19 protein-coding genes and 1 tRNA gene are annotated in these 23,237 nt (G+C 61.5%); 14 read left to right on the forward strand and 6 right to left on the reverse strand.

Features of this window, described 5'->3' with window-relative positions:
* Positions 1–3: 3 nt before the first annotated feature.
* Positions 4–195: a hypothetical protein gene (locus ACTQ48_RS01610; RefSeq protein ID WP_441569954.1), complete on the forward strand. Its 192-nt coding sequence runs from the start codon at positions 4–6 to the stop codon at positions 193–195.
* 337 nt (positions 196–532) lie between these two features.
* Here ACTQ48_RS01610 and ACTQ48_RS01615 read toward each other — a convergent pair whose 3' ends face one another.
* On the reverse strand, positions 533–2,134 hold the full coding sequence (locus ACTQ48_RS01615; protein WP_441569955.1) for a potassium/proton antiporter: 1,602 nt from the start codon (positions 2,132–2,134) through the stop codon (positions 533–535).
* 262 nt (positions 2,135–2,396) lie between these two features.
* On the opposite strand from ACTQ48_RS01615, the gene ACTQ48_RS01620 reads away from it, so the two are divergent.
* On the forward strand, positions 2,397–3,236 hold the full coding sequence (locus tag ACTQ48_RS01620) for a metallophosphoesterase (RefSeq protein ID WP_441569956.1): 840 nt from the start codon (positions 2,397–2,399) through the stop codon (positions 3,234–3,236).
* A 316-nt stretch (positions 3,237–3,552) separates the two neighbouring features.
* Here the strand turns inward: ACTQ48_RS01620 and ACTQ48_RS01625 are convergent, their stop codons facing one another.
* Positions 3,553–5,127, reverse strand: coding sequence for a lipopolysaccharide biosynthesis protein (locus tag ACTQ48_RS01625; protein ID WP_441569957.1), 1,575 nt, complete (start codon positions 5,125–5,127; stop codon positions 3,553–3,555).
* Positions 5,128–5,304: 177 nt separating this feature from the next.
* Between ACTQ48_RS01625 and ACTQ48_RS01630 the strand changes: the two genes are divergently transcribed.
* The 6 genes from ACTQ48_RS01630 (at position 5,305) to ACTQ48_RS01655 (ending at position 11,862) form a co-directional block, all read left to right on the forward strand.
* Positions 5,305–6,876 (forward strand): L-lactate permease, encoded by a 1,572-nt coding sequence (locus ACTQ48_RS01630; protein ID WP_441569958.1) that lies wholly within the window; start codon positions 5,305–5,307, stop codon positions 6,874–6,876.
* Between the two features lie 262 nt (positions 6,877–7,138).
* Complete coding sequence (gene pckA / locus ACTQ48_RS01635) at positions 7,139–8,809, forward strand: phosphoenolpyruvate carboxykinase (ATP) (RefSeq protein ID WP_441569959.1); 1,671 nt, start codon at positions 7,139–7,141, stop codon at positions 8,807–8,809.
* 226 nt (positions 8,810–9,035) lie between these two features.
* The gene (locus tag ACTQ48_RS01640) at positions 9,036–9,755 is read left to right on the forward strand and encodes a B3/B4 domain-containing protein (RefSeq protein WP_441559673.1); all 720 of its coding nucleotides are present in this window, start codon (positions 9,036–9,038) and stop codon (positions 9,753–9,755) included.
* A gap of 169 nt (positions 9,756–9,924) precedes the next feature.
* On the forward strand, positions 9,925–10,374 hold the full coding sequence (locus ACTQ48_RS01645; protein WP_154515655.1) for a MarR family winged helix-turn-helix transcriptional regulator: 450 nt from the start codon (positions 9,925–9,927) through the stop codon (positions 10,372–10,374).
* A 119-nt stretch (positions 10,375–10,493) separates the two neighbouring features.
* Positions 10,494–11,348, forward strand: a complete 855-nt coding sequence (locus ACTQ48_RS01650; protein ID WP_441569960.1) for a DegV family protein — start codon at positions 10,494–10,496, stop codon at positions 11,346–11,348.
* A 193-nt stretch (positions 11,349–11,541) separates the two neighbouring features.
* The gene (locus ACTQ48_RS01655) at positions 11,542–11,862 is read left to right on the forward strand and encodes an MGMT family protein (RefSeq protein ID WP_427747461.1); all 321 of its coding nucleotides are present in this window, start codon (positions 11,542–11,544) and stop codon (positions 11,860–11,862) included.
* 420 nt (positions 11,863–12,282) lie between these two features.
* Here the strand turns inward: ACTQ48_RS01655 and ACTQ48_RS01660 are convergent, their stop codons facing one another.
* The 3 genes from ACTQ48_RS01660 to ACTQ48_RS01670 all read right to left on the reverse strand — a co-directional run bounded on the left by ACTQ48_RS01660 (position 12,283) and on the right by ACTQ48_RS01670 (position 15,206).
* Positions 12,283–12,576 carry a DUF6485 family protein gene (locus tag ACTQ48_RS01660; RefSeq protein WP_195838532.1) on the reverse strand — a complete coding sequence of 98 codons (294 nt, stop codon included), beginning with the start codon at positions 12,574–12,576 and terminating at the stop codon, positions 12,283–12,285.
* Positions 12,577–12,797: 221 nt separating this feature from the next.
* Complete coding sequence (gene trpS, locus ACTQ48_RS01665; protein ID WP_441569961.1) at positions 12,798–13,847, reverse strand: tryptophan--tRNA ligase; 1,050 nt, start codon at positions 13,845–13,847, stop codon at positions 12,798–12,800.
* A gap of 159 nt (positions 13,848–14,006) precedes the next feature.
* Positions 14,007–15,206, reverse strand: coding sequence for an MraY family glycosyltransferase (locus ACTQ48_RS01670; protein ID WP_427727958.1), 1,200 nt, complete (start codon positions 15,204–15,206; stop codon positions 14,007–14,009).
* Positions 15,207–15,740: 534 nt separating this feature from the next.
* On the opposite strand from ACTQ48_RS01670, the gene ACTQ48_RS01675 reads away from it, so the two are divergent.
* From ACTQ48_RS01675 to proB, 5 genes are all read left to right on the forward strand, one after another.
* Positions 15,741–16,679: a radical SAM protein gene (locus ACTQ48_RS01675; protein ID WP_441569962.1), complete on the forward strand. Its 939-nt coding sequence runs from the start codon at positions 15,741–15,743 to the stop codon at positions 16,677–16,679.
* A gap of 232 nt (positions 16,680–16,911) precedes the next feature.
* Positions 16,912–16,984: transfer RNA gene (locus ACTQ48_RS01680), tRNA-Ala, on the forward strand.
* Positions 16,985–17,048: 64 nt separating this feature from the next.
* Complete coding sequence (locus ACTQ48_RS01685; protein ID WP_441569963.1) at positions 17,049–17,507, forward strand: hypothetical protein; 459 nt, start codon at positions 17,049–17,051, stop codon at positions 17,505–17,507.
* Positions 17,508–17,591: 84 nt separating this feature from the next.
* Entirely contained in the window at positions 17,592–19,097 is a 1,506-nt protein-coding gene (locus ACTQ48_RS01690; protein ID WP_441014794.1) for a nicotinate phosphoribosyltransferase, read from the forward strand.
* Positions 19,098–19,176: 79 nt separating this feature from the next.
* Positions 19,177–20,304, forward strand: a complete 1,128-nt coding sequence (gene proB / locus ACTQ48_RS01695; protein WP_441054043.1) for a glutamate 5-kinase — start codon at positions 19,177–19,179, stop codon at positions 20,302–20,304.
* Between the two features lie 100 nt (positions 20,305–20,404).
* Here the strand turns inward: proB and ACTQ48_RS01700 are convergent, their stop codons facing one another.
* On the reverse strand, positions 20,405–21,823 hold the full coding sequence (locus ACTQ48_RS01700; protein ID WP_441569964.1) for an alpha/beta fold hydrolase: 1,419 nt from the start codon (positions 21,821–21,823) through the stop codon (positions 20,405–20,407).
* Positions 21,824–21,936: 113 nt separating this feature from the next.
* On the opposite strand from ACTQ48_RS01700, the gene ACTQ48_RS01705 reads away from it, so the two are divergent.
* Positions 21,937–23,223, forward strand: a complete 1,287-nt coding sequence (locus tag ACTQ48_RS01705; RefSeq protein ID WP_441569965.1) for a glutamate-5-semialdehyde dehydrogenase — start codon at positions 21,937–21,939, stop codon at positions 23,221–23,223.
* The last annotated feature ends 14 nt before the right edge of the window (positions 23,224–23,237 follow it).

Here is a 23,237-nt window from a genome sequence, read left to right on the forward strand (position 1 = left end):
ACCATGAAGATCGATGTGGACGTAGACCAGCTGCGCGAGAGTCTGCTCGATCGCGCGGGGAGTACGGCTGGCGTGGGCTTTCCTGCTGCCATGCTCGACGTAGTGGATATCGAGGACGAGTCGCCCCAAGAGCTCCTAGCCCGAGCCGAACGCGAAGGCCTCGACCTCCGCGATTTTGCCGTCGACGATAACTAGGAATGTGACAAGGATAGCTAATTTGGGACGGTCGCCTGCACCCGCAGCTGCGCGAAAATGCACGATAAGCCGTCGCAATGGAGTCTAATGAGCTCGCGACCGTTCTATTTTGATCGCACGCTGGCTAAGTGAGTAGACTTTATTGGAAATCCTGAGCACACGACTAATTTGCTTCAACAAGTCCGCAGGTCACAGACTTATGCTTTGGTGACGTGGTCGGCGATTCGGCAAAAGTCTACTCACTTAGTTTTGAGAGGCGCTAATTGTTCGCAACGAGACCCCAGCCGGGGCGATTGGTGCTCAAATGTAGCCAATTCGGGACGGCTACCCCTGGCCGCTACGACGCGAGCGTGGCGATAACGGCTTCGTCGCCGGCGTATATGAGGGTGTTGCCGTCGGGGATGATCGTTTGGCCATCGCGCTTGAGCATCACGACGATAAAGGGGTGCTTGCCTTGTGGCACATCGCGCAGGCGCAGCCCCGCCAGGCGGCCGTGGGGTGTCACGGTGACCTCGCGCAGCGTAACCTCGGCACGCTCTTCAAACGTCGGCGCGGCCATAACCAGAAGGTCGCCTTCCTCGATGACGGTATCGCCATTGGGCAGCACCGGGTGTGCACCGTCGCGCAGCACCAGGACTACGAGCATGTCCGTGGCACTGCCGATGTCCGCGAGCGAGCGACCGGCAAACGGATGGCCCGCGCCTACCTTGAGCTTAACAAACGACATGCCGTCCTCGTCGCGGTAATCGTTAAAGGTGCGGCGCACGTCGCCGGCCGCATCGATCATGTCGAGCTTTTTCGCCATCGCCGGCAGCAGCGAGCCCTGCACCACAATGCTCGACACGGCAATCACAAACACCAGGTCAAACAGGTCGTGACCGCCGGGAACGTCGGCCACCACGGTAAAGAGGCTAAACACGACCGAAGCCGCGCCACGCAGGCCCGCCCAGCTTACGAGCGCCACCTGGCGGGGGTTTGTCTTATAGGGCGCCAACAGCAGACCGACGGCGATGGGGCGGCTCACGAAGAGCATAAACGCCATGAGTGCCAGGCCCGGTAGTAGCATTTGCGGCAGGCGTGCGGGCGTCACGAGTAGGCCGAGCAAAAAGAAGATGGTCATTTCGGCCATCTCGGTGAGGGTGTCGAAGAAGTGCGCCAGCTCGACCTTACCGGTGATGTCGCTCGCGCCTAGCACGATGCCGGCAAGGTACACGGCTAAAAAGCCGTTGCCGCCCAGATAGCTCGGCAGCGCGTAGGCGACGATGGCCACGGCGAACAAGAAGATGGTCTGCGCGCCCTCGGCTGTTGCGTGCGCTCGCTCGATCAGGCGGCCCGATGCCCAGCCAATGACAAGGCCCAGCCCCACGCCCAGAATGATCTGCTTGGCGAGCAGCACGGGGATGTTGATGTCGCCGCCGGCCGCGAGGGTCGCGAGCACGGCGGTGAGCATGTAAGCGACGGGGTCGTTGGAGCCCGATTCGACCTCGAGCAGCGAGTCAGTGCCGTCCCTCAGCGAAAGGTTGTGCTCGCGCAGCACGCTAAAGACACTCGCCGCATCGGTCGACGCCACGACCGAGCCTAGCAGCAGGCCGCCGATCCAGTCGAAGCCCAGTGCGAAGTGTGCAAAGGCGCCCGTGATGCCGGCGGTAATGACAACGCCGAGCGTGCTCAGCAGCACTGCGGGTACTGCGACGGGCTTGGCGCGGTCGATGTTGGTGTTAAAGCCGCCGTAGAACATGATGAACAGCAGTGCCGTGCTGCAGACGGTTTCGGTGAGCGCGTAGTCGCTAAAGTCGATGTGCGCCGGACCGTCGACGCCCAGCAGCATGCCCAGCGCGATAAAGATGAGCAGGGTGGGGAAGGGGAGTTTTTTGCCGACGGGCTTGATGGTCAGGCACAAAATGATGACGAGGCCGATAAAAAGAAGTATCTGGTTCATGGATAGTGTCCGCTCCTGGGTGGTTGGCGTGGCACGGTCAGTTGTCTGCGGTTATTTGTACCCAAAGATGGTGGGTTTATGGGTTGAACGGAGGGCGTTCGTGATATCGTCACAGGCGGAGCCGTTTTTCTAGACTATTGGCGGCGGCTCGTATCTACTTCCCAGCTTTATTGCAACGGAGTACAATGGGTAACGTTTAAGTTCAACTTGAAGTTTTAGTTGCGGCTCCGGGCTTCGCCCGTAAGGTAGGGAAAGGCGTTCCATGGCGATCTATGTGACATCTGATGCTCACGGGCACGTGCGCGCGCTGGACGAGGCCCTTTCCAAGATCTCGCTGGCGTCCGACGACACGCTGTACGTGTTGGGCGACATGGTCGATCGCGGTCCCGATCCGGTCGGCGTCATTAACTTGGTGCGCTCGCTGCCCAACGCTCGCGTGCTTAAGGGTAACCACGAGCAGATTATGCTCGACGCGATCATTGGCCAGGACCCGCTCGATGCCGAGACCTGGGACATCAACGGCGGTTGGACCACGCGCCAACAGCTCAACGAAATGGAGTTTGAGGCATACGAGGAGCTGGTACGCTGGGCTGCTGCCCTGCCGCTCTATGCGGTGGCAGAGACTGCCGAGCGTCCGTATCTGCTGGTGCACGCCGGTATTCAGACCGAGGCAGCGCGTGCGTTTTTGCTTGAGCATGGTGTTGATTGCGGTGACGGCAGGGGAGCGGTCGATGCCGATAGCGAGCTGCTGCAGCAAATGCTTGCCGTGCAGTCGTCCGATGACTTGCTGTGGATTCGCCATGGCTATTGGGATGCCCCGACGGGGCTGCTATCTGCCGAGGGCAAGGGTCCGGTTGTGGTGAGCGGTCACACGCCCACGGTGTCGCTCGGGCGTTATTGCGAGGTAGGCGGCCTGGCAGGGCTCGATGAGGAGTCGGGCCGCGGGCAGATTGTGCGCCTGGGCGGCGAGGATACCGCCGGCGTTCCCGACCGCATCGACATCGACTGTGCCGCCGCCACCGGCTCCGAGTTCGGCCGCGTAGGCATTCTGCGCCTGGACGACGGGGCCGAGTTCTATGCGAACATTCTGCCCGGCGAATGATTACGCAAGGGGTAGCTAATTTGGGACGGGGCTTTTTTGACTACTTTTGCCCTTCTGCCCATCAAATGATTTTTCTGGGACGTGGATTACATAATCATTTGGCTGCCCGCTGGCTAAGTGAGTAGACTTTTTTGGAAATGCCGAGCACCCAACATATTTGCCTCAATAAAACCGCAGGTCACAGACTTGTGCTTTGTCGGTGTGGTCGAGGATTCGGTAAAAGTCTACTCACTTAGTTTTGCGTGATGCATATTGTCCGCAACGAGACCCCAGCCGGGGCGATTCCATCGCAAATTCCGGTGGCCGAGGCATCTAATTAGACACCGTACGGGTTGCGGGCTCGTTCTATACGCTGGCGGATGTGGGCGTACTCGATAATCAACAGCACCAGCAGTAGGGCCATGATAGCCAGGTAGCTTACGACGGCACCCATCAGCCCCAGTAGGTTGATGAGGATCATCGGGAGCACCACGCTCACGGCAAAGCAAATGAGGTAGATCTTGGTGACATCGCCGGCGTGGCGCAGCACTGTGATAATGGCGTAGATAAAATCGATGGCTGCGGTGATGCCGCCGGCGACGACCATCAGCAGCGCCAATGTGCGGTAGCGCTCAAAGTTGAGGCCGTACATAAAGCTCATAAGGGGAATGCCGGGGCCTGCCATAAATGCGGCGCATGCGCCAGTGAAACCCAAGATCAGCGCCATGACAGCGACAATAATTAAGTCAAAGCGGCGACGCTTGCGCGGGTTAGCCCAAATGCTCGACAAACGCAAGAGCTGCGGTTTATAGATAAATCCAATGCTCAGCAAAATGGCCTGCGCCGGAAAGAATAGGGCATTAAAATACAGCTGATATTTGTAGGCCAGCGTGCCTTCCATCACAAACTTGGGCATGCTCTCGATAAGGTTGAACAAAAAGAGCGCGCCAAAGAGCGGGGCACACTGCGCAAAAAGGCGGCCGACTTCGCGTATGCTCACGCGACGCGATTTTTCGGTTTCGAGCAGGGCGAGCGGGGCGGTGACCAGCACAAGCGAGGCGATCGCTGTAACACCCATAGCCATGGCCGCGATGGGCATGTTGCGCGTGAGGAACAGTGCCGCGCTAAAGACCGCGATGACGCCGACGGAGCGCAGCGTTTGGCTCATGCCGGCCAAATAGAGCTTGTCGGCCTGCTGCAGGCGGCCCTCGTACACGTCGGCGATGCCGTCGATCACCTTATAGAGGTAGACGCCCAGGCCGATCGTCGCCATCTGCGCGTCATAGCCGCGGGCGCTGCTGTACATGAGGCCGCAGCCTAGGGCGAGAGCTCCGCAAAGCCAGCGGTTGAGCTGGTAGGAGGCAAAGGACGTCTTCTCGTCGATGTCCGAGACCTGAAAATTGCGTACGCCGTAGTTGCACGCGATCATGATGAGCGTGCCGGTGACAAAGGCGATGGAGAACTTGCCGGCTTCTTCGGCCCCCACGAGTTGCGTAGACACGATAGTGAGCAGCGGAAACGCCATGCCCCACACGGCGGTGCCGAGGGTATTCCAAAGGTAGTCGCGACGGGTGGCGTGCTCCTCGTATTCGGCTTCCTGCATGGAGAAACCGCCGCCGTAGACGGCGCCGAGCAGGCGGTTCCACCAGGCGTTGACCATACGGCGGACAGGACCGGGCTCGCGATCGCGCTCGCGCCGACGACGCGTGGCTTGGCCGCTATTTGGCCCGCCGGCGTTGCGCTGACTCAGCTCCTGGATACGCGCGAGCTCCTCGGCGGTGTGCGATGCGGGGAACAGGCCGTTCTCGATGCGTCCGCCCTGTCCGTGCGCCCCGCCCGATACAGCGGGGTTGGCGATGCCGTTGCGGCGGGCGATGGCGCGGCGGATGCTATCGAGGGGCGAGATGCTCAAGGCGGGTCCTTTCTATTGCTGCGTTCTAGTATAGACGCGACGGTGTCACTCATGTTTTTGAACGGATTGTTCAATATTTTCGGGGGGCGGCAGTAAATTGTCGGTGAGCGTGCGGTATCCTGTTGAAGTTATGTGATACCACGATGCCGCCCGCGCGGCACCAAGGAGCTTCTACCTATGGACGTCGCCGCATTCTTGCTGGCTCTTGTGCCGATCATTTGGCTTGTCGTGATGCTGCTGTGCTTTAAATGGCCAGCTTGGAAAGCCGCCATCGGATCGTTTGTCCTTTCGTGCGTGCTTGCCTTCGCATGGTGGCACCTGCCGGCAGCGCAGATCGCGACCGCCTCGCTCGAAGGCTTTTTGATGGCCCTGTGGCCCATCGTTTTGGTAATCATCGCCGCGGTGTTCACGTATAACCTGAGCGTTCGCACGGGCGCCATGGACGTGATCGGCAGCATGATCACCTCCATCAGCAGCGATCGCCGCCTGCTGGCGCTGCTTGTGGCCTGGTGCTTTGGTGGCTTTATGGAGGGCATGGCCGGTTTTGGCACCGCCGTTGCTATTCCCGCCGGCATGCTCGCGGGCCTGGGCTTTGAGGCCGTGCCCGCCGTGCTCATCTGTCTGCTGGCCAACGGCGTGCCCACGCCCTACGGCTCCATTGGCATTCCCACGGTGTCCGTTGCCGGTCTGGTGGGCCTGGATCCGCTGCATTTGGCGACCGTTCAGATGGTGCAGCTGGCGCCTTTCTTTGCGATGATGCCGCTGTTTATCGTGCTGGTTGCGGGTCGTGTCGCCGATGACCAGGGTAATGTTGCGGGCGTTGCCGAGCGCCTGAACGGCGTGGCGGGCATCGCCGTGCTCTCCGGCGTGTCCTTTGCCGGTGCGGCGCTTGTCGTTGCTATGTTTGTGGGTCCCGAGCTTGCTGTCGTCGTCGGTTCCATCGTTTCGCTCGCGCTGACAGCTGCGCTTGCCATGCGTGCCGAGAAGTCGGGGCATCTGGACGCACGCTTCCACATGAATATCGAGGCCGGCGAGCAGCTCACCGCTAAGTCGGCGCTTTCGGCTTGGTCGTGCTTCATCCTGATCTTTGTGCTGCTGTTGGGAACGTCTAACCTGGTGCCTGCCGTGCATGCTGCGCTCGCACCGTTTGCGAGCCAGGTGCAGGTGTATTGCGGCGAGAACCCCGGCACGCTCACGTTTTCGTGGATCAACACGCCGGGCGTCTGGATTTTCCTGGCGGCGTTTGTCGGCGGCGCCATTCAGGGTGCTTCGCCGCGCTTGATGGGCAAGGTACTGGCCGCGACCGTCAAGCAGATGATGCCGACGGTCATTACCATGCTTTCGGTTCTGGGCTGTGCCAAGGTTATGGGCTATGCGGGCATGATCTCTTCGATCAGCGCGTTTTGCATTGCAGTCGCCGGTGGCCTGTACCCGGTTCTGGCTCCGTGGATCGGCGCGGTCGGTGCGTTCGTGACCGGTTCGGGCACGTCTTCTGGCATGCTGTTTGGTCCCATCCAGAGCCAGGCTGCCACCGCGCTGGGCGTGAGCGACTACTGGATGGTCGCGCTGAACGCGCTTGGCGTCGCCGCCGGCAAGATGATCTCGCCGCAGACGCTTGCCATCGGCCTGGCCGCCGTGCACGTGCGCGGCAAGGATGCCGAGCTCTTGGGTGCGGTCCTGCCCTACGCCGCCGGCATGCTGGTCCTTATGAGCGCCATCGCCATGCTCGGCCAAGGCTTGCCGCTATAGTTGGCACTTAGGGACGCTCCTTTTGTGCCGGCATCCGGGGACACTCCTTGAATGTTGCCTGTTCAAGAGTGTCCCCAACGACTCGTCGTTTAAGAACGTCCCCAATGACTACCCAATGACTAGGCCGCTTGCCTGGGATTTTTGACCGTTGGGCGGGCTTGCCCCCCTTGCCACAAAAACGTTTTTGCATATCGGGTACAACGGGCTTTACGTGAGTAAAGTGCGCGCCGCGCCCGCGTGACGCGCTTTTAAAGGAGGCCCCATGCCTGGTGTTACCCCTGCAGAAGTTCTGTCCAACTTTGGTATTACGCTGGTCGAAGATCCCGCCGAGAATCAGCCGCGTCTGCTGGTCGATCTACCTGCTGCGGAGCTCGTCGAGCACGCCATCCGCCGTGAAGAGGGCCGCATGGCATCCAACGGCGCGCTGGTAATCGAGACGGGGGAGCGCACCGGCCGTTCTCCCAACGACCGCTTTATCGTTGACACCCCCGATGTTCACGACAAGATCGCCTGGGGCGCCGTCAACCGCCCGCTTTCGATTGAGAGCTACGAGGCCATCAAGGCCGGCATCGTCGACTATCTCAACGAGCGCGATGTGTTCGTCACCCGCGGCATGGCGGGTGCCGACCGCAACCACACGCGTCGCCTGCTCGTTGCCTGCGAGCGCGCGAGCCAGGCGCTCTTCATTAAGCAGATGCTCGCCCGTCCGCTCGCTCGCGAAATTGCGCGCACCGGCGAACCGGACTTTTGCGTGCTCGCGGCACCTGGGTACCAGTGCGACCCTGCCATCAAGGGCCTCAACTCCAGCGCCGCCGTGGTCATCAACTTCCAGGAACGCGTGATTCTGGTTGCCGGCACCGGCTACTCCGGTGAGATTAAAAAGTCCATCTTCAGCGTCATGAATTACCTGCTGCCCGTCGAGGACGATGTGCTGCCCATGCATTGCTCGGCCAGCATGGATCCCGTCACGCACGAGACCGCCGTGTTCTTTGGCCTGTCCGGCACCGGCAAGACCACGCTTTCGGCCAATCCCACGCGCCTGCTGATCGGCGACGACGAGCACGGTTGGTCCGACATGGGCATCTTCAACATCGAGGGCGGCTGCTACGCCAAGTGCGAGGGCTTGGACGAGTTTCACGAGCCCGAGATCTTCAACGCCGTTCGCTTTGGCGCGATCTGCGAAAACGTGGTGCTCGACGAGAACCGCAAGCCCAACTACGATGACGTCTCGATCACGCACAACACGCGCGTTGCCTATCCCGTCGAGCATATCCCCAACGCGTGGACCAAGGGCATGGGCACCACCCCGAGCGTCGTGCTGTTTTTGACCTGCGATGCCTTTGGCGTGCTGCCGCCTATCTCGCGCCTGACGGCCGATGCCGCCATGTATCACTTTGTGACGGGCTTCACCGCAAAGATCCCCGGTACCGAGGTCGGCGTCACCGAGCCCACGCCCACGTTCTCCTCGCTGTTCGGAGAGCCGTTTATGCCGCTCGACCCCATGGTCTATGCCAAGATGCTCGGCGAGCGTATCGCCGACGGTCGCACCCGCGTCTATCTGCTCAACACCGGCTGGATTGGCGGCGGTTATGGCGTGGGCCATCGCATCGAGCTTGCCTACACGCGCGCCCTGGTCGCACGCGCCCTCGACGGTACCATCGAGGACAGCGAGTTCTTGCACGACGATATCTTTAATGTCGACATTCCCACCACGTGCCACGGTGTGCCGGACGGCATCCTGGTGCCGCGCCAGTACTGGCAGAGCACAGCGCGCTACGACGAGGCCGCGCACAACTTGGCGGTGATGTTCGAGGAGAACTTCGAGAAGAAGTACTCGCACCTGCCCGAGTCCGTCAAGGCCGCCGGTCCGCACACTCAGGTGTCCGCCGAGGCCCGTCATCGCGGCCGCGGCCTACTGGGACTCCGCCACTAGCGTCGCCTCGAGTCCATATCCACCACAAAGAGGCAGGCGCCTTTGTGGTGGTTTTGCTCGTGTGGATGACTCGGGTTACAATGCGCCTGACATATCGTCCCCTTCTCCGGATGGGGGCAGCGTAAGCGCTCTTGTGACGGCACCGTAGGACTTTGAAGGTGGCCGTTGTAGGGGCGCTTTTTGTTTAGGTGCCCTCGCTCGGGCGCGCACAATGAAAGGAGCACGTATGAAGGGCTTTGTTGCCGAGGATTCATTTTGGGAGCTATTTCCACAGGCGGCGGTCGGCGTCGTGGTCGTAAAGGGCATGAAGCCCGCGGCTACGATTCCTCAAGAGGACGTGGACGCGATTGCGGCGCTGCTCGATCGCGCCAATATCGATGCGGAGCGCCACCTGACAAGCGATACCATCAGCGAGAACGCGCCGGTCAAGGCATGGCGCGAGGCCTATCGCCTGTTCAAGACCAAAAAGGGCGCCCGCTGCTCGATCGAGAACTTGCTCAAGCGCGTGCTCAAGGGCAAGCCGGTCGGTCATATCACACCGGCGGTGGATATTTACAACACGGTGTCGCTGACCTACGCGCTGCCCGTGGGAGGCGAGGATTTGCACGCGATTGAGGGAGACCTTCGCTTGAAGGTGACCGACGGTGGCGATGCGTTCCTGCCGCTTGGCGAGGAGGCGGATGATCCGACGCTGCCCGGCGAGCTCGCCTACATCGATGATGCGGGTGCCGTGTGCCGCTGCTGGAACTGGCGCGACGGCGTTCGAACGGCTCTGTCCGACGATTCTGCCGATGCGTTCCTGGCGATTGAGTGTGTTGAACCCGAGCGGATGGGGGACTGCCAGGCCGCCATCGATCGCTTAGCCGAGCTGCTTGAGCGCTATCTGGGAGCGACGGTTGTCGTCAAGACGCTTGTGACCCGCGACAATCCCTGCGTGGAACTGTAGCGGCGCCTAGAACCTATTGATGCCCCAAACCACCACAAAGGTGCTGTCCCCTTTGTGGTGGTTTTTATGTTGATGAGTTAACAAATAGGGCGTTCGGGGCTTGCGATCGCTGGGTACGGCTAAGATGTTTACCCGTTAGCATCATGCAAGCGAAAGGCGGTCGTCTCCCATGCAGCAGAACGACGAGACGCGTTTTGAGGACTTTGTTGGACTGATCAGCGGACTCTACAAGGAGATCCAGCGCATTAAGGCATCTGAGGGCGCAAGGCTGGGCCTTAAGGGTTCCGATATCATGTGCCTGTACTATCTTGAGCGCAGCAAGGACGGCCTGACTGGTGCCGACCTCGCCCGCATGGCAGGCGTGACCCGCGCTGCCGTTTCGCGCACGCTGGCGCATCTGGAAGAGGGCGGCTACGTCGAGGTCGACGATTCGGGCGATGCCGCCGTTAAGTATCGCGCCCCGGTTCGCCTGACCACGTTGGGCGGCGAGAGCATGAATGAGGCCGATCGCATTATTCGCGAGGTGCTCGATGCCACCGGCAAGGCCATGGGTGTGGAGCAGCGCGAGCAGATGTACGCGTCGCTGCGTACGATTCTCGACACCCTGCGCGAGCTGTAGGGCCGCCTAGGCATTTGCTTCCCATTAACAACTGCATCGTCCCGTTTGAGCGCGTATACCGTGCCGGGGCATTGCTGTCAAAATTCCCTGCGCGGGACCTGTGCAAGAAAGGATTCGCTATGTCCGTCCGCATTATTACCGATTCCGCAAGCGATATGTCGCCGGCGGAGCACCCGGCACTGGCTGTTTTGCCACTGTCCGTTACCTTTGGCACCGATGTGTACATGGATGGCGTCGACATCGATCACCAGCGCTTTTACGAGATGCTCGTGGAGCGCGATGAGCTGCCCAAGACCGGTCAGGTCAACCCGTACGCGTTTTCGCAGGCTATCGCCGAGGTTCGTGAGGCCGGCGATGAGGCCGTGATTATTACCGTGGGCGCTAAGCTTTCCGGCACCAATCAGAGTGCCCGTACCGCACTTGCCGAGGCACCGGGCGGCGATGTGTTCGTGGTAGACAGCAACAACGTCACCCTGGGCGAGCGCGTGCTGGTCGAGTATGCCCTGCACTTGGTGGACGAGGGCCGTGGCGCTGCCCAGATCGCGGCGGCGGTTGAGGCCGTGCGCGACCGCGTGGTGGTTATCGGCCTGCTCGAGACGCTGGAGTACCTGGTGCGCGGCGGTCGCCTGTCTGCTGCGGCCGGCGCCGTGGGTACGCTGCTCAACGTAAAGCCCGTGGTGGCTGCCGAGGACGGTCTGATCGTGCAGCTGGGCAAGGCGCGCGGTTCCAAGAACGGCCGCAACCTGCTGAACCAAAAGGTCGAAAAGGCGGGCGGCGTCGACTTTTCCATGCCGCTGGCGCTGGGCTATACGGGCCTTTCGGATGCGGTGCTCAGGAAGTATATCGAGGACAGCGCCGCGCTGTGGGCTGGCCACACCGAGGGCGAGCTGCCCGTTCACACCATCGGCGCCACCATCGGCACCCATGTAGGCCCCGGTGCCGTAGCCGTAGCCTTCTTCCAGCCTGCCAACTAACCGACCTGCCAAAAAGGGACAGGTTTATTTTGGCAGGTTTTATCTGGGCGAACGCTACCTGCCATGCCATGTGATCCCTCGGCGATGACGGGGTTGCGGACTATCGGCCGCACGGAAGCCGCAAATGATCCGCAGCCCTGCCGTCCCCGAGGGATCATTTGATTTATGCTGTTGCGGGCGGAAAGGAGCATCGATGGCGTCTGAGGGCTTTTTTGAACGGGTGTACGAGGTAGTCGAGCAGATCCCTGAGGGAATGGTTGCCACGTACGGCCAGGTGGCGCTGCTCGCCGGCCGTCCACGAAGTGCGCGGTACGTGGGCTATGCGCTGCACAGCAATCCGCGCCCTGGTCAGATTCCCTGCCATCGTGTGGTGTTTGCCGATGGCAGCATTTGCGAGGGCTTTGCGTTTGGCGGCCCCGATGCTCAGCGCGAACTTCTGCTGGGGGAGGGCGTGACGTTTGTCGACCCCATGCACGTCGACTTGGCCGCCTGTCGTTGGCCAGCAGGGCTTTAGCGGCTCTGCTGTGGCCAAGACCACCACAAGGGTGCCTGTCCTCTTTGTGGTGGAACGCTGGCTCCATTGATGTTTCCCCAGATAAAACCTGCCAAAATAAACCTGTCCCTAATTGGCAGGTTTAACGCGGTTAACTTATGCAGAAGGTGTGGCGGCGCGGTTTGATACTGCAAAGTAAACAATGGTGAACTATATTGTATGCAGCAACGGAGCAGACCATAGGCGATGAAAAAGCCTGCCCTGTTGAGTTTGATTCGCATTCCTCCCCTCTGTGCGATTCAACGGTGTACTTCAGGAAAGCGCCCGTCGGCTGCCATGGTCGGCGGGCGCTTTCCTGTAGGCATGGGGCAAACCCATCAGGTCTGTTATCCCATAATGAGGTACTGACGTTTGGTTTTAGGGGGGCACTAACTTTGATTGTTAGTCCCGCTTACAGCAACCGATCTTGGTAAATCCCTGCGGCGCTTCTTCGCCTGCGGGGATTCTTGGGCTGTCGCTTCCCAGATATGCTTCTACATGCCGCGCGAACGCTTGCCACGACCACTCGTCTTTATCGGCCTCAAGCCGATCGGGAGAAATCGCGTTGAACAGGCACGTTGGAATCTCGTGCTCGTGCAGATTCTTAGCGATACACGGTGTGCAGCCCTTCTCGTGGTTGACAGGGTTAAATGGGCATTTCCGGTCGTTGCAGGTACAAAACGCAACTGAGCTCATGGGACTCCTTCCGGTCGGTCGGGTCTGCCGTAAAAGCTGCCGCATGTTAAACAATAGGGTGTCATTGCTTAACAGGATATAGCCTCAAGGTGCTTGCGACTTAGGGGTTCTGCCAAGCGGCTGAATATCTCGGCGACCGACCTCTGAAGAAAACAAAACCGCCGCAACGAGGATTGTGCCAATCGCGGCGGTTTAGTTTGAGTGTTGTTTATTGCTCTCGACTAGTACACCATGCCCATGGCGTCCTGAACCTCGGCCAGGGTCTGCTCGGCGATCTCGTTGGCACGACGGTTGCCCTCGTGCAGGACGTCCTTCACATAGTCCAGGTCGTTCTCGTAGCGCTGGCGACGCTCGCGGATCGGTGCGAAGTACCCGTTGACGGCCTCGGTCACGTACTTCTTGAGTTGGCCAGAGCCGCCCATGCCAATCTCCTCGGCAATCTCGACCTCGGAACGGCCGGTGCAGATGGCGGCGGTCGAAAGCAGGCCGGACACGCCGGGGCGGTTCTCGGGATCAAACGTAATCATGCGCTCGGAGTCGGTCTGGCTCTTCTTGATGCGCTTGGCCGTCTCCTCGGCGGTCATCGAGATATTGATGGCGTTGCCGTAGCTCTTGCTCATCTTGCGGCCGTCCAGGCCGGGCAGCAGCGGGGTCTCGGACAGCAGCGCGTCGACCTCGGGGAACACCTTGCCGTAGCGGTTGTTAAAGCGGCGGGCGATGGTACGGGTGAGCTCGATGTGCGGCAGCTGGTCGCGACCGACGGGCACAACGTTACCCTTGCAGAACAGGATGTCGCAGGCCTGGTGTACCGGATAGGTGAGCAGAAGGCCGGTGAGCTCGTGGCCCGAGGCCTCCATCTCGGCCTTGACGGTGGGGTTGCGCGCCAGCTCGGCCTCGGAGACCAGCGACAGGAACGGCAGCATGAGCTGGTTGGCGGCGGGCACGGAGGAGTGCGTGTAGATCATGGTCTTGTCGGGGTCGATACCGCAGGCAAGGTAGTCCATGACCATGTTATACACGTTGTCCTGGATGTGCTCGGTGGTGTCGCGGTCGGTGATGACCTGGTAGTCGGCAATGAGCACGTTGGTCTTGGCGCCCATATTCTGCAACTCCACGCGGCCCTTGAGGGTGCCAAAGTAGTGGCCTAGGTGCAGACGGCCGGTGGGGCGGTCGCCGGAAAGCATGGTGAACTTCTCGGGCGTCTTGGCCAGGCCCTCGCGAATGGCGTTGCTCTTTTGCAGCGCGACTTCGTAGCTGTTCTCGTTTGGCATGATTGCTCCTAACGTATGTTCATGGGTCAAGATGATAACGCGTTTATTGAGAGGGGCGGGCGAAAGTGGGCAAGGGGGTGGTAAGGCGAGACATGCGTGGCGATCGAGGCGCGGTCACGAGCGGCCGACGGTAAGCAGAACAATCTTCTGCAGCAAACCTTAATGCCTGTGGTGGCGCTCTCCCTTACGCTCCTCGGCCGCTTGCTCCTCCTGCTTAAAGGCGGGGTCGTCGGGGGTTATCAGCTCGTCTTCGTGCGTGCGCTTGTTGTAATGGTGGCGTAGCACGGGCTCAAACAGGTGCAGGTGCTTGGCGAAGGCTGCCGAGCCAATGCCAAGGACGGTAAAGATGAGCACGCGCATGGGGACTTCGACCTGGTTGATGGCGGCCGCACCGGCCGAAAGCAGGACACACCAGGCATAGATAAGCAGCACAGCCTGCTTTTGGTTATAGCCCTCTTGAATGAGGCGGTGGTGGATGTGGCCTTTGTCGGCCTGCCCAATGCTAATGTGGGCGCGCTTGCGGCGCACGATGGCGCTAAACGTGTCGATGATGGGCACACCGGCAACGATGAGCGGAATGATAAGCGAGGTGAGCGCGGCGGTGCGGCTCACATTAAGCAGCGAAATGGAGCCCAGCGCAAAGCCCAGCAGCAGCGACCCTGAGTCGCCCAGAAAGATGCTCGCGGGGTTGAAGTTGTAGCGCAAAAAGGCCAGGCAGGCGCCAAACAACGCGATGGAGAGCGCGGCGGCATCGATGCGGCCCGAGAGAACGGCCATCGAGAACATCGTGAACGATGCGATGCCGCAGATGCCTGTGGCCAGGCCATCGAGGCCGTCGATAAGGTTGATAATGTTGGTGAACGCCACCAGGTAGACCACGGTGATGGGATAGGCGAGCCAGCCGAGCATAATCTCGCCGGGGGCAAGCGGGTTGAGGATGACGCCGATTTTTAGGCCACCCACGCAGGCGATGAGCGCGGCGAGGACCTGGCCGGCGAGCTTTTGCTTGGGCTTAAGCTGGAAGACGTCGTCGATCGCGCCGGTCGCAAAAATGACGGTAAAAGAAAGCGCCAGCATGGGGTAGCTAATGTGCAGGCGCGGATGCGGGACCAAGACGGGCGGCCAGCCCAGATGCCAGGTGCCCATAATCTGAACGATGCAGGCAACGACCAGGCCCAAAAAGACCGCCGTGCCTCCCAAGCGCGGGATGGGCTTGGTGTTGATACGGCGTTTTGAAGGATAATCAACGGCGTCGAGCTTGATTGCCAGACGTTTAACCAGGGGCACCGTGAGGAAGGTCGTGATATATGCCGCGGCTGCCACGCAAAGGAACGGTATGTAGCTCGTGGATGAAGCCATGTATCAAAAACCGCCAAGCGTCGAAGGAAAAGGTCAAAGGATGCCATGCCGCAAAGGGTATAGCTGACCCATGATACTCGACCAAAGGGGGTGCGGGGAATCGCGCCAATCGATAATCACGCGCTTACCAGATATTGGGATGGTGGCGGGGGTTCTGCCGAGTGCCGTTGGATGTCATACGGGATCTGCGATGGCAATTTTTGGCAAAAACGGCAAAAGAAAACCACCCCCCACGTTACGAAAATGAACCCACCTAAAACAGGTGGGTGCCCTCATCGACCGTTCCAGCGTCCTTAACAACGAAGGATACCTGTACTACGTACGACTGTGTGGGCTCCCTAAATAAACGCGACGGTTCACCCAGTTGCTCCGCGGGGGGCGGAATACTTACATCATAAAGCGGCACTTTATCGATTCCAGTCTTGACATTACAAAAATCGTGTCGGACGATTACGGCGCCTTGGGCTCGAGCCGTCTGCGCGGTTGGTCCTTTTGCGTTTGACCTGCTGAATCGTTGTTTTGGAGCATGTTTTTATGCCGACGTCGTTGACCGAACTTTTTTCTCCCGCTTGCCATTTGTGTCCGCGCCGTTGCGGTGCGGCGCGCGATGAGGGTGCGCGCGGCGTATGCGGTGCTAACGACACGCTCAAGGTGGCCCGTGCGGCGCTTCATATGTGGGAGGAGCCGCCTATCTCGGGCGAGGCCGGTTCGGGCACGATCTTCTTTAGCGGCTGCTCGCTCAAATGCGTCTATTGCCAGAACCACGAGATTTCGACGGGCAATTTTGGGCTTGAGATTATGCCCGAGCGCCTGGTCGAGATTATGTTGGAGCTGCAGGACCAGGGTGCAAACAATATTAACCTGGTGACGGCGACGCACTACGCGCACCTGCTGCCGGCTGCGATTGCCGCGGCACGGGCGCGCGGGCTGGTTGTTCCAATCGTCTACAACACGAGCGGTTATGAGCGCGCGAGTGCCGTGGCGGCGCTCGGCGATCTGGTCGATGTGTGGCTAACCGACTTTAAATATGCCGATGCGGGGCTTGCGCAGTCGCTCTCTCACATTAAGGACTACCCGCGTGTGGCCGTGTCGGGTTTGGCGCAAATGGCGCGCGAGATTGAGCGCCGTGGGGGAGAGCTGGTGGACGAGGACGGGCTCATGAAGCGCGGCATGATCGTGCGTCACCTGGTGTTGCCGGGGCATGCGGACGATTCGTGTCGCGTGCTAGACCTGGTGTGGCAGACGGTGGGTGATGTGCCGATCTCGGTCATGAACCAGTACACGCCCAATGCGCTCATGCGCGAGCAGGGCGGCGACTTGGCGCGAGCCGTGACGCGCGAGGAGTACGAGCGGGTGCTCGACCATGCCGACGACTTGGGCTTTACGACGATGTTCTGGCAAGAGGGCGGCGCGGTAGACGAGAGCTTTACCCCAGCGTTCGACACTACCGGCGTCCTCACCAGCGCAAAGTAGCTCTTTTGAGCAGTCTTTTTGGGACGGGGCTATTTTAGCTGCCCCTGCCGTTAATCGTCCAAATCGTTTTCGCTATCTGCCTGGGTAGCTAAAAAAGCCCCGTCCCAAAAAGACTGCTCCCGGTGGGGGTCGAGCTACCATCCGAAAAGTAGTCAAAAAAGCCCCGTCCCAAAAAGACTGGGTATTGGGCGTTGACAGCTGGCGAGCCGTAGGTAAAATAACAACTTGTCCTGGGGACGTAGCTCAGTTGGGAGAGCGCTGCCGTCGCATGGCAGAGGCCGAGGGTTCGACTCCCTTCGTCTCCACCCTTGGATTTGATAAGCCGTCGACATTGTGTCGGCGGCTTTTTTTGAAAGAAAGGGCTGCACTATGGCCGAGCTTGATTCCCAACCATTGTCCGACGAGGAGCGCGCCGAGTTGGAAGAGCTCCGCGCCGAGAAGGCCCGCCGCGAGGCCCAGGAAAAGGCCCGGCGCGAGCGTGAAGAGCTGGCTGCCCTGCGTGCCGAGCGTGCGAAGGCCGAGGAGGCTGCCGCGAGCGCCGCATCCGAGCGCAAGCCCGCGCCCGCGCCCAGGCCCGCCGCTGCGAAGCCTGCGCCCGCTGCACCCAAGCCTCAGCCTAAGAAAGCCGCTCGTCCCAAGCCCGCCGAGTCCAAGCCGAGCCGTGACGAGATGACGTTTGCCCAGCGCATGGTCACTTCCAAGGAGCCCACGGCCGAGGGCGAGATCCCCGGTATGGCCCCGGCTCAAAAGATCATCATCGCGCTCGCCTTGGTCGCGTTTGTCGTCTTTATGGGCTACACGATCATGACCAGTATGGGCCTGCTCTAACCGATTTGCATCGGGCATCATGTCCGCATGCTCTGCTCTCGTCCAACCCTCAACCTCTGCACAACGCATCCGAAAGGTCGCCCCATGGCTTTGACCGACATCTCGCATCCCACCGACATCGCAATGCTCACCGATCTGTACGAGCTCACTATGGCCCAGGGCCTGTGGGAGAGCGGCAAGGCCAATGAGCAGGGCTGTTTTACGGCGTTTTACCGTGACCATCCGTTTGGCAGCGCCTACGCCGTCATGTGCGGCACCGCCGAGCTGCCCGAGCTGGTCGAAAACCTTCGCTTTACGCCCGAGGATATCGACTACCTCGCATCGCTCCAGGCCCCGGCCGGCGGCGCGATGTTCAAGCCCGAATTCCTCGACTACCTGCGTGATTTTCGTGCGCATGTAAACATCGACGCCGTCCCCGAGGGCGAGCTCGTCTTTCCGCGCGAGCCCATGGTGCGCGTCACCGGCCCCGCGCTGGAGTGCCAGCTGCTCGAGACGGCGCTGCTCAACATCGTCGGTTTCCAGACGCTTGTCGCCACCAAGACGGCGCGCGTGGTGCTGGCGGCGGACGGCCGTCCCGTGGCCGAGTTTGGCCTGCGCCGCGCCCAGGGTCCCGATGGCGGTCTGGCCGTCGCGCGCGCGAGCTACGTTGCCGGCTGTTCCTCTACGTCCAATGTGCTCGCCGGTCGCCGCTACGGTATTCCCGTCTTTGGCACGCATGCGCACAGCTGGGTGATGAGCTTCGATTCCGAGCTCGAGGCTTTCCGTGCCTTTGCCAAGTCGAGCCCCAAGAACTGCACGCTGCTCATTGACACTTACGACGTGCGCGAGGGCTGCGAGCATGCCATTACGGTTGCCAAGGAGATGGAGGCGGCGGGCGAGCGTCTGTCGGCCATTCGCATCGACTCAGGCGACCTCGCCAAGCTGTCCAAGTATGTCCGCGGCCGTTTCGATGCCGAGGGCCTGCCCTATGTGGGGATCTCGGTTTCCAACGATCTGGATGAATACACGATTCAGTCGCTGCTCGACCAGGGCGCGCCCATCGATAGCTTTGGCGTGGGCACTAAGCTCGCGACCTGCTACGACCAACCGGCGCTGGGCGGCGTGTACAAGCTTTCCGCCCGCCGTGCGAGCGAGGCGGACCCGTGGACGCCGGTGGTCAAGCTCTCCGAGCAGCCCTACAAGCGCACGATTCCGGGTGTGCAGCGCGTGCGCCGCTATTACGACGGCTTTGGCGGCCCGGTCTGCGACATGATCTATGACGAGGACCATCTGGCGGGGGAGGGCGCCGCGCGCGGCAATACCCTCGTGGCCGTGAACGATGCCGCCCTGGTGACCGACGTGTCCGAGCTTGAGTATCGCGAGCTGCTGGCGCCGATCGTGCGCGACGGCAGCGCTGTTGCCCCGCGCGAGAGCATCGAGGCCGCACGCGAGCGTTGCGCTTGGGCGCTGGACCATCTGGATCCGGTCTACAAGCGCTTCCTGTACCCGCAGACCTATGTGGTGGGCATGGAGCAGGGCCTGGCGCAGGTGCGCGACGAGCTCGTGCGCAAGAACATGGCCGCGGCTTCTGCCTTCCCCTGGGCTCGCTAATTTTGTTGGGTGTAGGGTGGAATTACGTTCCCTCGGCCGTCAGCTCGCCCGAACCCTCAACAGTTGATTGGTTTGACGTATGACGACTTCTTATAAAACGATGGTGGTAAAGATCGGTTCGTCCACGGTGGTGGGCGCCGATGGCAAGGTCAACCGCGCCTTTATCGGCGGGCTCGCCGATCAGGCTGCTGCCCTGCGCAAACTCGGCTGGCGTCTGGTCGTGGTGAGTTCGGGCGCCATTGCCTGTGGCTATCCCGTGCTGGGCTTTGACCGCAAGCCGGTCGGTGACCTGCCGAGCCTGCAGGCCTGCGCCTCGGCCGGTCAGTGCATCATCTCGTCGGCCTACGACGAGGAGTTCCATGCGCGCGACCTGCTTACCTCGCTCGTGCTGCTCACACGTCACGACACGGCCCGTCGCACGTCCTATCTGCACGCGCGCGACGCGCTGCTGCGTCTGGTAGAACTGGGCGTGGTGCCGGTCGTCAACGAGAACGACACCGTTACCGTCGACGAAATCAAGTTTGGCGACAACGACACGCTGGCGGCGCTTGTGGGCTGCCTGGTTTCTGCCGACCTGTGCGTGACGCTCTCGGACATCGATGGCCTCTATACCGCCAATCCGCACGAGGACCCCACGGCCGAGTTCGTTCCGGTCGTGCATAGGATCGATGCCAAGATTATCGCCTCGGCGGGCGATTCTTCCACATCGGTTGGCACAGGCGGCATGATTACCAAGATCCGCGCGAGCCGCATCCTGATGACGGCGGGCATTCAGAGCGTGATTTGCTCGGGCGAGGAGCCCGATGCGCTCGTGCGCCTTGCCCGCGGCGAGAGCGTGGGCACGCTGTTCGATCCGCCGGCGGAGCGCCTGGACATTGCGCCTCGCAAGCTGTGGATTGCACTGGGCGACAAGGCGCATGGCTCGGTGACGGTCGATGACGGCGCCGCGAAGGCGCTGGTCAGCCGCGGTTCTTCCCTGCTTGCGGTGGGTATTCGCAAGGTCGATGGCACGTTTGCCGAGGGCGATGTGCTCGACGTGTGCGACCCAAGCGGTATGGTTGTCGCCCGCGGTATCGCCGAGGCCGATTCGGACGTGCTGGAGCTTGCAGCCGGACGCCGCCAGGACCAGATTGCCGGCAACCGCTTGCTGGCAGACTTGGCCGAGAAGCCCGCGATCCACCGAGACAACTTGATCGTCTTTGCATAAAGAAAGACAGCGCTGCGGATCGTTTCCCGCAGCGCTGTCTTTCTCGTGCCGGCACTTGGGGACGTTCCTTTTGTGCCGGCTGATGGGGGACACTCCTATGCTAGAAGATCTGGCGCAGGTCTCCGCGGTTGAGGGCCTCCTCGAAGAGGTGCTTGAACACCATGCTGCCGTGCAGGCCGTCGTGCTCGAACTCGTTGGTCACCCAGGCGTGTGAGTTGCCCACGCGGCTGAGCGTGTCGAGCTGCAGGCCCGAATCCACGTACATGTCGTCGAAATACACCGCGGCTTGGAGCGGCACCTCGTTGCAGGCAAGTCGCTGCGGGTCGTAGATCTTGTCCCAGCTGGTGTCTTCCATCAGCAGGTCCATGGCGGGCTTGAAGGGCTTGAGCTCGGGCATCTGCTCAAACATCCACGGGAACATGGCCTCGCCGGTAAACATGAGTGGGCGCGCGAGGGTGTCGAACTCGGCACGATGGGCCTTTTCCCCGGCGGCTGCCCAGCCAATGGGCATCGTGTCGCCATCGGCGTAGATGAACTCCTGCAGCGTCCAGTACAGCGGATTCGTGCGCGTGTTGGTGCGCTCGAAGGCGCGCATCAAAAAGCTGTCTGATACCGAGGAGCCGCAGCTCAGCGTACCGTCGCCATTAACAAACGCGTGGTCGATAATCCAGTGCATGCGCTCAAAGCTCGGCTTCATGCCAAAGTCGCTGCCCATGAGCTGCAGGCGCTCGACCGTCATCGGCGAGCCGTCGGGCAGCGCGGGCTTTTGCTCCTCGAGGGCATCTGCCAGGGCCGCCACGCGCTCGACGTCGGCGGGGTAGCGGTCGTAATACTGCTGAGTCTTGGCCGCCATACGCGGGAAGGTGTGCGCGTAGACCTCGCTGGCACTCGCCGGTACGTGCGGAATGCCGCCGCAGGTAAAGCTCGCCGCCACGCCCTCGGGGAAGAGCGACAGATAGCTCAACGTCAAAAAGCCGCCGTAGCTCTGGCCGAGTGTGACCCAGGGCTTGCCGCCAAAGCCCACCAGGCGCAGGTACTCAAAGTCGCGCACGATGGAGCTGGCGAGGTGGCGCTTGAGAAAATCCGCCTGCGAGCGGGCCGCATCGGAGCCTGCCGCCTCGGCGCGCTCGCCCAGTGCGGCAATCGTGCGCCCGTCTACACAGCTGCTGCGCCCGGTACCGCGCTGGTCGGGCAGGACGACGCGGAAGTGCTTGACGGCCTCCTCGATCCAGCCGTCGCTTGTGGGCGACAGCGGACGCGGGCTCTCGCCGCCGGGGCCGCCCTGCAAAAAGAGGAGGAGTGGCAGATCGTCGTTGATACGGTCGGGAGCGCAAACCACGCGGTAGAAAAGCTTGATGCTCTCGGGTGCGCCGGCGATGGGCGCCGGCATGGCGCCGCGGCGCATGGTGCTGCCGACGGCCAAAAGCATTGGCTCCAGGCCGCGCCAATCCAAGGGGACGTCGATGCTGTGGTCCTCGACATAGAGGCCGGGGACGTGGTACGAAGTGATGAGGGCCATGCGGTACTTCCGTTCGTTGCGGTGTTTCGGGTTGACCAATTCTACCGCCGCCAGCGAGGATGCGCATAAATCGGCTACCATGATTGGCAAACTTCTAAGAGAAAGGGCCGTCCATGTCGGTCGATATAGCCACGTATGTCCACGATCTTGCCGTTGCCGCCAAGGCAGCGTCGGCCTCGCTTGCCACGGCGAGCGACGAGCAGCGCCAGGAGGCCGTGCGCGCCATGGCCGCGGCGCTGCGCGATGGCGTCGATTCCATCGTCGCCGCCAACGAGCTCGATATGTCCGCTGCGCGCGATGCGGGGACCTCGGCGGGGCTCCTCGACCGTCTGCTGCTGACGCCCGAGCGCGTCGAGGGCATGGCCGCCGGCCTGGAGAAGCTCGCTGAGCTGCCCGATCCTGTCGGCCGCGTGCTCGACCACCGCGTACTTGCAAGTGGTGTGGACCTCACCCGCGTGAGCGTGCCGCTGGGCCTAGTCGCCATGGTCTATGAGGCGCGTCCCAACGTGACGGCCGATGCCGCGGGCATCTGCATCCGCACCGGCAACGCCTGCATTCTGCGCGGCGGTTCGCTGGCCTATCACTCGTGCGCCATGATTGCCGAACTGCTGGCCGATGCGCTCGAGGCCAAGGGTTTCCCGCGCGAGGCTATCTCGATGATCGAGTCCACCGATCGCGAGGCCACCGGCGAGCTCATGAAGCTTCGCGGCATCGTCGACGTGCTTATTCCGCGTGGCGGTGCGGGCCTGATCCAGCGCTGCGTGCGCGAGTCGCTTGTGCCGGTTATCGAGACGGGCACGGGAAACTGCCACATCTACGTGCATGAGTCGGCAGACTTTGATAAAGCGCTCAACATTATCGTTAATGCTAAGACCCAGCGCGTGGGCGTGTGCAACGCCGCCGAGTCGCTGCTTATGGACCGCGCCGTGGCAGATTCGTTTTTGCCGGCGGTCGTGGCCGTGCTGCACGACCACGGTGTGCTGATTCACGGCGACGAGGCCGCGTGTGCCGCATGCGCCGACGCCGGTCTTGCCGAGGGCGATGACTTTGTTGCCGCGACCGAGGAGGACTGGGGCCGCGAGTACCTGGCGCTCGAGATGAGCGTAAAGGTCGTGGCGAACGAGGACGAGGCCATCGTGCACATCAACCGCTATGGCACTATGCATTCCGAGGCCATCATCGCCGAGGACGCGGACGCTTGCGAGCGCTTTTTGGATGAGATCGATGCCTCGGCCGTGTATGCCAACGCCAGCACGCGCTTTACCGACGGCGGCGAGTTTGGCCTGGGCGCCGAGATCGGCATTTCGACCCAAAAGCTCCACGCCCGCGGCCCCTTTGCCGCCGAGGCCCTCACCACCTACAAATACAAGCTCCGCGGCACCGGCCAGGTCCGCCCCTAAACCTACCAAAAAGG

The organism is Collinsella sp. Sow4_E3 (assembly GCF_052116285.1).
Classification (GTDB): domain Bacteria; phylum Actinomycetota; class Coriobacteriia; order Coriobacteriales; family Coriobacteriaceae; genus Collinsella.

Excerpts from the sequence above, each read along its gene's own strand:
- ACTQ48_RS01610 (WP_441569954.1), top strand. The coding sequence starts at position 4 with ATGAAGATCGATGTGGACGTAGACCAGCTGCGCGAGAGTCTGCTCGAT.
- ACTQ48_RS01615 (WP_441569955.1), bottom strand. The coding sequence starts at position 2,134 with ATGAACCAGATACTTCTTTTTATCGGCCTCGTCATCATTTTGTGCCTG.
- ACTQ48_RS01620 (WP_441569956.1), top strand. The coding sequence starts at position 2,397 with ATGGCGATCTATGTGACATCTGATGCTCACGGGCACGTGCGCGCGCTG.
- ACTQ48_RS01630 (WP_441569958.1), top strand. The coding sequence starts at position 5,305 with ATGGACGTCGCCGCATTCTTGCTGGCTCTTGTGCCGATCATTTGGCTT.
- pckA (WP_441569959.1), top strand. The coding sequence starts at position 7,139 with ATGCCTGGTGTTACCCCTGCAGAAGTTCTGTCCAACTTTGGTATTACG.
- ACTQ48_RS01640 (WP_441559673.1), top strand. The coding sequence starts at position 9,036 with ATGAAGGGCTTTGTTGCCGAGGATTCATTTTGGGAGCTATTTCCACAG.
- ACTQ48_RS01645 (WP_154515655.1), top strand. The coding sequence starts at position 9,925 with ATGCAGCAGAACGACGAGACGCGTTTTGAGGACTTTGTTGGACTGATC.
- ACTQ48_RS01650 (WP_441569960.1), top strand. The coding sequence starts at position 10,494 with ATGTCCGTCCGCATTATTACCGATTCCGCAAGCGATATGTCGCCGGCG.
- ACTQ48_RS01655 (WP_427747461.1), top strand. The coding sequence starts at position 11,542 with ATGGCGTCTGAGGGCTTTTTTGAACGGGTGTACGAGGTAGTCGAGCAG.
- ACTQ48_RS01660 (WP_195838532.1), bottom strand. The coding sequence starts at position 12,576 with ATGAGCTCAGTTGCGTTTTGTACCTGCAACGACCGGAAATGCCCATTT.
- trpS (WP_441569961.1), bottom strand. The coding sequence starts at position 13,847 with ATGCCAAACGAGAACAGCTACGAAGTCGCGCTGCAAAAGAGCAACGCC.
- ACTQ48_RS01670 (WP_427727958.1), bottom strand. The coding sequence starts at position 15,206 with ATGGCTTCATCCACGAGCTACATACCGTTCCTTTGCGTGGCAGCCGCG.
- ACTQ48_RS01675 (WP_441569962.1), top strand. The coding sequence starts at position 15,741 with ATGCCGACGTCGTTGACCGAACTTTTTTCTCCCGCTTGCCATTTGTGT.
- ACTQ48_RS01685 (WP_441569963.1), top strand. The coding sequence starts at position 17,049 with ATGGCCGAGCTTGATTCCCAACCATTGTCCGACGAGGAGCGCGCCGAG.
- ACTQ48_RS01690 (WP_441014794.1), top strand. The coding sequence starts at position 17,592 with ATGGCTTTGACCGACATCTCGCATCCCACCGACATCGCAATGCTCACC.
- proB (WP_441054043.1), top strand. The coding sequence starts at position 19,177 with ATGACGACTTCTTATAAAACGATGGTGGTAAAGATCGGTTCGTCCACG.
- ACTQ48_RS01700 (WP_441569964.1), bottom strand. The coding sequence starts at position 21,823 with ATGGCCCTCATCACTTCGTACCACGTCCCCGGCCTCTATGTCGAGGAC.
- ACTQ48_RS01705 (WP_441569965.1), top strand. The coding sequence starts at position 21,937 with ATGTCGGTCGATATAGCCACGTATGTCCACGATCTTGCCGTTGCCGCC.